Here is a 7,890-nt window from a genome sequence, read left to right as displayed (position 1 = left end):
ACCTCCTTCCTCGCTGACTCCTCACTCCAAACCCTTGCAACCTATTGATCTACAAGGCTTTTTCGTTTCCGTCTGCGCCGGAAGTGGGGCGAATTATAGACAGATCACAGAGGGCGTCAACCGTTAATTTCAAAAACATCGAAATTGCTCGTTTCGTGATTATCTATATAGAGCAGCGCTCGAAGGCTGCGCAATATATTGCCCAAACCCTGATTATTCCGCATCATGCCTGATTAACAGCGCACGGATCACACCCAGGACGTACCCCCGAAATGTCTGAGAAACCCCACACTATAGCGTCCGCCCTTTTCCCCTTGGGGCTGCTGATGATCGCCATGATCTCCATTCAAAGCGGTGCCTCACTGGCGAAGAGCCTTTTCCCCGCAGTAGGCGCACAGGGAACCACGACCCTAAGGCTGGTGTTTGCAAGCCTCATCCTCGTTGCCATCCTCCGCCCATGGCGCGCGAATCTGACCGCAAGGTCGCTGCGTACCGTGGTGATCTACGGCATTGCGCTAGGCAGCATGAACCTCTTCTTCTATATGTCGCTGCAAACTGTACCTCTGGGAATTGCCGTCGCACTGGAGTTCACCGGCCCGCTTGCAGTGGCCCTGCTGTCTTCGCGTAAACCCATCGATTTTCTCTGGGTTTCGCTGGCAGTCATCGGTTTACTGCTGTTGATACCGCTGGGTACCTCCACCGAAGCGATTGACCTGGTCGGCGCGGCTTACGCCCTTGGGGCCGGCGTGTGCTGGGCCGCTTATATAGTGTTCGGGCACAAAGCCGGTGCAGACAACGGCGTACAGACTGCAGCGCTCGGGGTGATGATCGCGGCACTCTTTATCGGACCTGTCGGAGCAATACATGCAGGCTCTGCGTTACTGGACATTTCCCTGATACCGGCAGCACTGGGTGTCGCCATTCTGTCGACGGCCCTGCCCTACAGTTTGGAAATGATTGCTCTGACGCGGATGTCGGCGCGTACATTCGGCACCCTGGCAAGCCTGGAACCGGTCTTCGCAGCGCTGTCAGGTCTGGTGTTTCTTCACGAAAGCCTTTCACTGACTCAATGGCTGGCGATCGCTGCAATTATTTTCGCATCGATTGGCGCAACACTCGGGTCTGCAAACACCAAACCGCAATTGGTACCTGCCGACTGAACTCACCAGCCCCTCACAAGGTCAAGAAACGACACTGCACTGGCATTTGTTACGCGCATGCGCCATGTTTACACCTGCCACATTCATATTCGACAGTTCTGCGTTACAGTTTTACCGACTCATGGTCCAGTCATCCGTATGGATCGCGATCAGCAATGGCCTGCTAAGGAAAGGAATGAAATACATTTTTATCGTATTGGCCATGTTGGCTGTGGCAGGTTGTGCAGCCACATCCAAGCCTGTCAAACAAAGCAAGCGCGGCATTCACATTAACTGCTCCGGACTGACATCCTCCTGGGCCAAATGCTATGAGCTGGCGACCAATGCCTGTGCGTCAAGGACATTCAAGGTCATTGCAAAATCCGGGGATGCGACCGAAGAGCCGGAAGATTATCCGTTTGGTCTGAACCCGGCAGGCTATACCAGCCGCAGCATGATCATCGTCTGCCGGAAAGGTACGCCACTGGCCAATCCGTTGCCGCAGGACTGAGCCTGCGGCAACTCGTCTTACCTATCCGCCATCAGACAGCGACCGTGCGGGCCTGCAGCCACAGCAGCGCGGTCCCTTGCAGTAAGGGGCTAAGGCGCGCAAGTACCTGTGCGTGATAGTTGTTCAGCCACGTGCGCTCTTCTTCGTTGAGCATCAAGACCTCGATGCAACGGATATCAATCGGGCACAGAGTCAGGGTTTCAAAGCGCAGGAATTCGCCGAATTCGGTTTTGCTCGCCTCCTGATTGATCACCAGATTCTCGATACGCACACCCCAGCGTCCAGGCCGATAGGTACCAGGCTCGATGGAGGTGATCATGCCCGGAAGCATTGCGGTCTGCGGCGTGGCCGGTGCCTGATAGGCGATGACCTGCGGCCCCTCGTGCACGTTCAGGAAATAACCCACGCCATGTCCGGTGCCATGACCGTAGTTGACGCCTTCGCTCCAGATGGGCGCTCGTGCAATGGCATCCAGCAACGGTGACAGAATGCCCTTGGGAAAATGAGTGCGCGACAATGCGATCACCCCTTTAAGGACCCGGGTACAGTCCTGCTTCTGCTCGGCACTCGGCGTCCCGATCGCGACCATGCGCGTGATATCGGTGGTACCGCCAAGGTATTGACCGCCCGAGTCGATCAATAGCAAACCATCACCTTCTATCTGCGCATGCTCGGCTTCAGTCGCACGGTAATGCGGCATTGCACCGTTGGCATTGAAACCAGCAATAGTGGCGAAACTGGGTGATACATATCCCGGACGCCGTTCCCTTGCCTGAGTCAGCCTTTCATCAATTGTCACTTCGCTGATAGGTTCGCGTCCCAGCGCGCTGTCCAGCCAGGCGAAAAACTCACAGAGTGCTGCGCCGTCCTGCTCCATTGCCTGACGGATGTGACCTGCATCGGCCTCGGTTTTTTGCGACTTCAGTAATGTGCTCGGGTTAAGCCCTTCGACCAGCGTGACTTCACTGTCCAGGTAATCGAGCAGCCCGCAGGTAATCCGCGCCGGATCGACCAGCAGTCGGGCGTCTTTCGGCAGTTCTCGCAAGGCTGCGCCGATCTGCGTGTACTCCATAAGGTTGATAACGTCGCGCTCCAGACGCGCCCGCACCGAATCCGGCACCTTTTTCGAGTCCACGAACAGCGTGACGCTTTGCGGACCGATCAAGGCAAAGGCGATGAAGACCGGATTATAGGAAACGTCAGCGCCGCGCAGATTGAACAGCCAGGCAATGTCGTCCAGCGTTGCAATGAAGTGCCAGTCAGCGTTCCGCTCGTCGACGATCTGGCGGACACGCGCCAGTTTTTCTGCACGATCCAGAGAAGCCTGGGGAGGCAAGTGTTCGTAGATAGGGTGAGACGGCAAAGCGGGACGGTCTTGCCACAGCTCGGTAAGCAGATCTATATCTGTTCGCAGCCGGGCACCACGTGCATCGAGCCTGCTTGCCAGGGTACGCGAAGAGGCAACGGCCAGTACCGCCCCGTCAACGGCAACCACACTTTCGGCCTTGGCCTCGTCTGCCAGCCACTCCAGTGGGCCTTGCTGGCCTGGCAACAGTTTCACCAGCTCGATGCCGCTGCCGGCCAGTTCTTTGGCGGCCTGCTCCCAGTAGCGGCTGTCAGCCCATATGCCTGCAAAGTCCTGGGTGATGATCAGCGTACCGACAGAACCATGAAAACCCGACAGCCATTGGCGTCCCTGCCAATAGCCCGGCAGGTATTCGGAGAGGTGCGGATCCGCTGACGGCGCCAGATAGGCATCGATGCGCTCCCTGCTCATCAAGGCGCGGGTATGCGCCAAACGTTCTGCCACTTCTGAACTGGCATTGGATTGCGTGCTCATTGACTCTCCTGCTGACCCGGAAATTGACTGCTTTTACCGACTCAGATAATGGAGCACTCATCGAGACTGAGCAACCGCCCAGAACGCTGGTTGAATCAGACAGGCACGGATGGACTCGGCCGCACACTCGATATCCCGATCGCGAGTGAAGCGCCCAAGGCTCAAGCGTATGGTCTGGCTGGCGGCCTGCGGGCTGAGCCCGAGGGCAAGCAGCACGTGTGAAGGCTGGTTCTTCGCCGAGTTACAGGCAGAGGTGGAGGAGAAGGCGAGCCTGCTGCCCAGCGCTGCTACGTCGAGATCGTTATGGGTGAACGTAAAGCTGAGGGTGTGGGCAATCCGCTGTGTGAGACTGCCGTTGATACGCACGCCCGGAATATCGGCCAGTCGTCGACAAAGGAAACTGTTGAGCCGCTGTATTTCAGCAACTTCACCCTCGAGCACTTCTGCTGCCAAAGCGAAGGCCGCGCCCATTCCGGCAATCTGATGGGTCGCCAGGGTGCCGGAGCGCAGACCTGATTCATGCCCTCCCCCGTGAATCTGGGCGAGCACCCGCTGCTGTGCACGCGGACCGACATACAGCGCGCCGATACCTTTGGGCCCGTAGATTTTGTGTGCAGAAAGCGACATCAGGTCTACCGCAAGCTGGCTCAGGTCAATCGGCAATTTGCCAGCACCCTGCGCGGCGTCGACGTGTAACAACGCACCGTGAGCGCGTACCCGTCTGCCGATTTCCGCGATGTCGTTGAGGGTGCCCAGTTCGTTATTGACCAGCATCAGGGAGACCAGAAACGTATCTTCGCGCAACGCTGCGCTGACAGCGTCGGCGCTGATCAGCCCCTCGCTGTCCGGTGCCAGCCAGGTTACCTCGACGCCCTCCTCCTCAAGTTGTCGGGCACTATCGAGGGTCGCCTTGTGCTCGATCTGACTGGTGATGATATGACCGTATCCGCCTCCAGCGACCGCTTGCCTCTTCGCGCGTGCCTGGGCCACACCCTTGAGCGCCAGATTGCTGGATTCGGTAGCGCCGGAAGTCCAGATGATCTGCGAGGGCTGCGCACCTACCAGATGGGCAACCTGCCCTCGGGCAAGCTCCACCGCAAGACGGGCCTTTTGACCGAATGCATGAGAGCTGGACGCAGGGTTACCGAAATTGCCTGACATACCCAGGCAATCGACCATGACCTTGATGACACGCTCGTCCACTGGTGTAGTTGCAGCGTAATCAAAATACAGCACCGGCTCTTTCATGCGCGCTCTCCCGCTTGCGGACCATGAGCGCAATCATGCATCAAACCATATAGAACCAAAAATTATTAATTATTATTTAAATATTCAAAAAAAGAATATGTGACTCGTGAAAGCTGTAAAATCCGGTGACCTGTCGCTGCGTGGTGACGCACAGTTACCGTGTCATTTAAATACACATCCACAATGGTATTTTTTTGACGTCCTTACAAATCATATAGTTAATAAAGCTCGACCGCCATTTATCAAAAACCTAACAGAAAGCTGACGAAATAATTTGACAGATACCCTGCCGCCACCGATATATAGGACCGTCAGGCCCATTCCGATTGGTACGCAAATGCCGCTGCGCATAGCGTCGGGATCATCAAGCCGAAGTTGATTGCTGTTCTGCCCACGCTGTCAGTTTTTTCCACGGTGCTAATCACGCATCGGCGGACGTCTGTTGACTCTCAATTCCCTTTTTAAAGTACTGAACGCGTTCGGTGTGGCGGTAGCGTTGCCTGAAGCAATGCAGCGCCCCTGTGCGGCAGGTGCCTGGTCACACCTTGGTGACACCCCCGATTCAGAGAAACATGGAGGCTTCGATGATTAACGTGACCAAGACCTATCTGGGTGATATCGACCAGTTCAAACGCTACGTCGAAGGCATCTATGCACGCGGCTGGTTGACCAATCACGGGCCGCTGGCCAAAGAGCTGACGGAGCGACTCAAGGACTATCTGGGCGTCAAACACATCATTCTGACCAACAATGGCACCCTGGCCCTACAGGTTGCCTATCGCGTTCTCGGACTCAGCGGCAGCGCGGTTACAACGCCATTCAGTTTTGTGGCGACCAGCAGCTCACTGCAATGGGAAGGTATTCGGCCAGTCTTTGCCGATATCGATCCGGACACCTGGAATATCTCGCCACACCACATCAAACGCAGTATTGCCGAGGACACGACAGCGATCGTGGGCACCCACGTATTTGGCAATCCTTGCGACGTGGAGGCTATTCAGCACATCGCTCGCGAACACAGACTCAAAGTCATCTATGACGGCGCACACGCATTTGCCGTACGTCATGCCGGCCAGTCGGTGCTCAACCAGGGTGATATCAGCACCCTGAGTTTTCATGCCACCAAACTGTTTCACACCATCGAGGGCGGCGCGATCATCACTAACGATGACGAACTGGCCGCACGCGCTCACCTGATGTGCAACTTTGGTATCTCCGGGGTCGACCGGATAGACGGTATCGGCATCAATGCCAAGCTCAATGAATTCTCCGCCGCTATGGGCCTTTGCATTCTCGACAACATCGACAACATTCTTGAAGAACGTGCGCAGATAGCTCACCGCTACACATCCGCACTGGAAAGCTGTCTGGATCTGCAAAAACACCAAGCCGACAGCGAACTGAACAACAGCTATTACCCGGTAGCATTGCACGACGAGCACCAGCTGTTGACAGTGCGCACAGCACTCAACCTGCGCCAGATCAACCCTCGCCGGTATTTTTATCCGTCGCTCGACACGCTGGAATACTTGCAGCCGCAGCCCGGCCAGCCGGTGTCCAGAGCATTGAGCGAACGAGTGCTGTGTCTGCCGATCTATCCCGGCCTGCTGAAAAGCGAACAGGATCTGGTCATCCGTACCCTGATCGAAACCTGCGACGCGACAGAGGCAGGCTATCCGGCCAGCACCGTTGCACGGGTCTGCTGACTATCATGCCTGGCACAAGCGCCGTCATTCGCAACACCATCCTGAACTACAGCGGGCAGGCCTATGTAATGCTGATCGGGATTCTGATCATGCCGTTTTATCTGGGCCACCTGGGTGCCGAGGCTTATGGCCTGATCGGTTTCTTCACCCTCCTGCAAGCCTGGTTGCAACTACTGGATGCCGGACTGTCTCCCAGCCTGGTGCGAGCGGTGGCGCATCAGCAAGGCGCTCCCGAGCACGAACAAAGCCTGGGCCGCTTGCTGCGCTCGTTCGAACTGATATTTCTGCCGATGGCGATGCTCTGCGGCCTGCTGGTCCATGTCGCCAGCCCCTGGATCGCAGCACACTGGCTGAACGCCAATACGCTACCCCCTGACACGCTGGTCCAGTGCATCGCCTTGATGGGCATTATCATTGCCCTGCGCCTGTATTCGACACTTTATAAAAGCGGCATTCAGGGCCTTGAACAGCATGGCTGGCTAAACGCCGCCAATGTATCGATTGCAACCCTGCGCTACTTCGGTGGCTTGTTGCTGGTCAGCCAGTTTTCCCGGGACCCTCGGGACTTCTTTGAGTTTCAGCTTGTGGTCGGGTTGCTCGAAACTCTGGTCTTTGCCGGCAAAGCGCACCGACAGATGCCTGCACCGCACTGGCTCACCGGTCTGGACTGGCAATTGGTCAAGCCGATTCTGCCCTTTGCTGCCAGCCTGTCACTGAGCGCAGTGCTGTGGATCGTGCTGACCCAGGTGGACAAGGTGCTGCTGTCGAATCTGTTGCCGCTGGACCAGTACGGCTACTTTTCACTGGTCGCGTTGATCGCCACTGGCATCGTGATGCTGAGCAATCCGTTGGTACAGACGCTGTTGCCGCGCCTGACAGTGTTGATGGCCGAAGGGAGACGCGACGACATGCATGCGTTGTTTCTCGCGGCCAATCGCCTTGCCTGTACGTTTCTATTCCCGTTGGCCGCCGTCATCGCCCTGTACGCCGAGCCGCTGATCCTCGCCTGGACCGGCGATGAAGCTGCGGCGCGCTGGAGTCGTCCGGTGCTGGGCTGGTATGCACTGGGCAGCGCAATCATGGCCGCCAGCGCTTTTCAGTTCTATCTGCAATACGCCTATGGCCGGATGCATTTGCACCTGGGGTACAGCCTGATTTCAACGCTGATCAGCGTGCCCGTGATGTTTCTGGCGATCCATTATCAGGGTGTCTACGGCGCGGCGCTGGCGTGGTTTTTTCTGCGTGCAACGTCGTTCGTCATATGGCCGACGATTGTGCATCGGCACTTGGCACCGGGCCTTCATCGCCAGTGGTTGAGCGACATCCTGCGTATCAGTGCGATGACTGCCGCAGGCCTCGCGATCAGCTCGCCGGTGTTCCGCCTGATTGCCGATGAGAGCCGTAGCAGCCTGTTTCTCGCACTCGCCGCCAGCGGAATCGTCACAC

At 56.9% G+C, this 7,890-nt stretch carries 6 protein-coding genes; 4 read left to right on the top strand and 2 right to left on the bottom strand.

From position 1 onward, the window contains the following. Window positions 1–272: 272 nt before the first annotated feature. Window positions 273–1,160, top strand: a complete 888-nt coding sequence (gene rhtA, locus ALO80_RS08050; protein ID WP_055008597.1) for a threonine/homoserine exporter RhtA — start codon at window positions 273–275, stop codon at window positions 1,158–1,160. A 175-nt stretch (window positions 1,161–1,335) separates the two neighbouring features. Then, window positions 1,336–1,650 carry a hypothetical protein gene (locus ALO80_RS08045; protein WP_054987594.1) on the top strand — a complete coding sequence of 105 codons (315 nt, stop codon included), beginning with the start codon at window positions 1,336–1,338 and terminating at the stop codon, window positions 1,648–1,650. A 31-nt stretch (window positions 1,651–1,681) separates the two neighbouring features. Here the strand turns inward: ALO80_RS08045 and ALO80_RS08040 are convergent, their stop codons facing one another. Next, window positions 1,682–3,490, bottom strand: coding sequence for an aminopeptidase P family protein (locus tag ALO80_RS08040; protein WP_055008596.1), 1,809 nt, complete (start codon window positions 3,488–3,490; stop codon window positions 1,682–1,684). Between the two features lie 57 nt (window positions 3,491–3,547). After that, a complete protein-coding gene (locus ALO80_RS08035) occupies window positions 3,548–4,738 on the bottom strand; it encodes a cysteine desulfurase family protein (protein ID WP_055008595.1) in 1,191 nt (396 codons plus the stop codon). A 584-nt stretch (window positions 4,739–5,322) separates the two neighbouring features. Between ALO80_RS08035 and ALO80_RS08030 the strand changes: the two genes are divergently transcribed. Both ALO80_RS08030 and ALO80_RS08025 read left to right on the top strand, forming a co-directional pair. Beyond that, on the top strand, window positions 5,323–6,444 hold the full coding sequence (locus ALO80_RS08030) for a DegT/DnrJ/EryC1/StrS family aminotransferase (protein ID WP_055008594.1): 1,122 nt from the start codon (window positions 5,323–5,325) through the stop codon (window positions 6,442–6,444). Between the two features lie 5 nt (window positions 6,445–6,449). Further along, a partial coding sequence (locus ALO80_RS08025; protein WP_055008593.1) for a lipopolysaccharide biosynthesis protein occupies window positions 6,450–7,890 on the top strand: 1,441 nt, incomplete at its 3' end.

Source organism: Pseudomonas caricapapayae, from assembly GCF_001400735.1.
GTDB classification, from domain to species: domain Bacteria; phylum Pseudomonadota; class Gammaproteobacteria; order Pseudomonadales; family Pseudomonadaceae; genus Aquipseudomonas; species Aquipseudomonas caricapapayae.
This window is presented reverse-complemented; position numbering and strand designations above follow the sequence as displayed.

Bases quoted from the DNA above. Each gene is read 5' to 3' on its own strand.
- ALO80_RS08045 (WP_054987594.1), top strand. From the start codon at position 1,336: ATGAAATACATTTTTATCGTATTGGCCATGTTGGCTGTGGCAGGTTGT.
- rhtA (WP_055008597.1), top strand. From the start codon at position 273: ATGTCTGAGAAACCCCACACTATAGCGTCCGCCCTTTTCCCCTTGGGG.
- ALO80_RS08030 (WP_055008594.1), top strand. From the start codon at position 5,323: ATGATTAACGTGACCAAGACCTATCTGGGTGATATCGACCAGTTCAAA.
- ALO80_RS08035 (WP_055008595.1), bottom strand. From the start codon at position 4,738: ATGAAAGAGCCGGTGCTGTATTTTGATTACGCTGCAACTACACCAGTG.
- ALO80_RS08040 (WP_055008596.1), bottom strand. From the start codon at position 3,490: ATGAGCACGCAATCCAATGCCAGTTCAGAAGTGGCAGAACGTTTGGCG.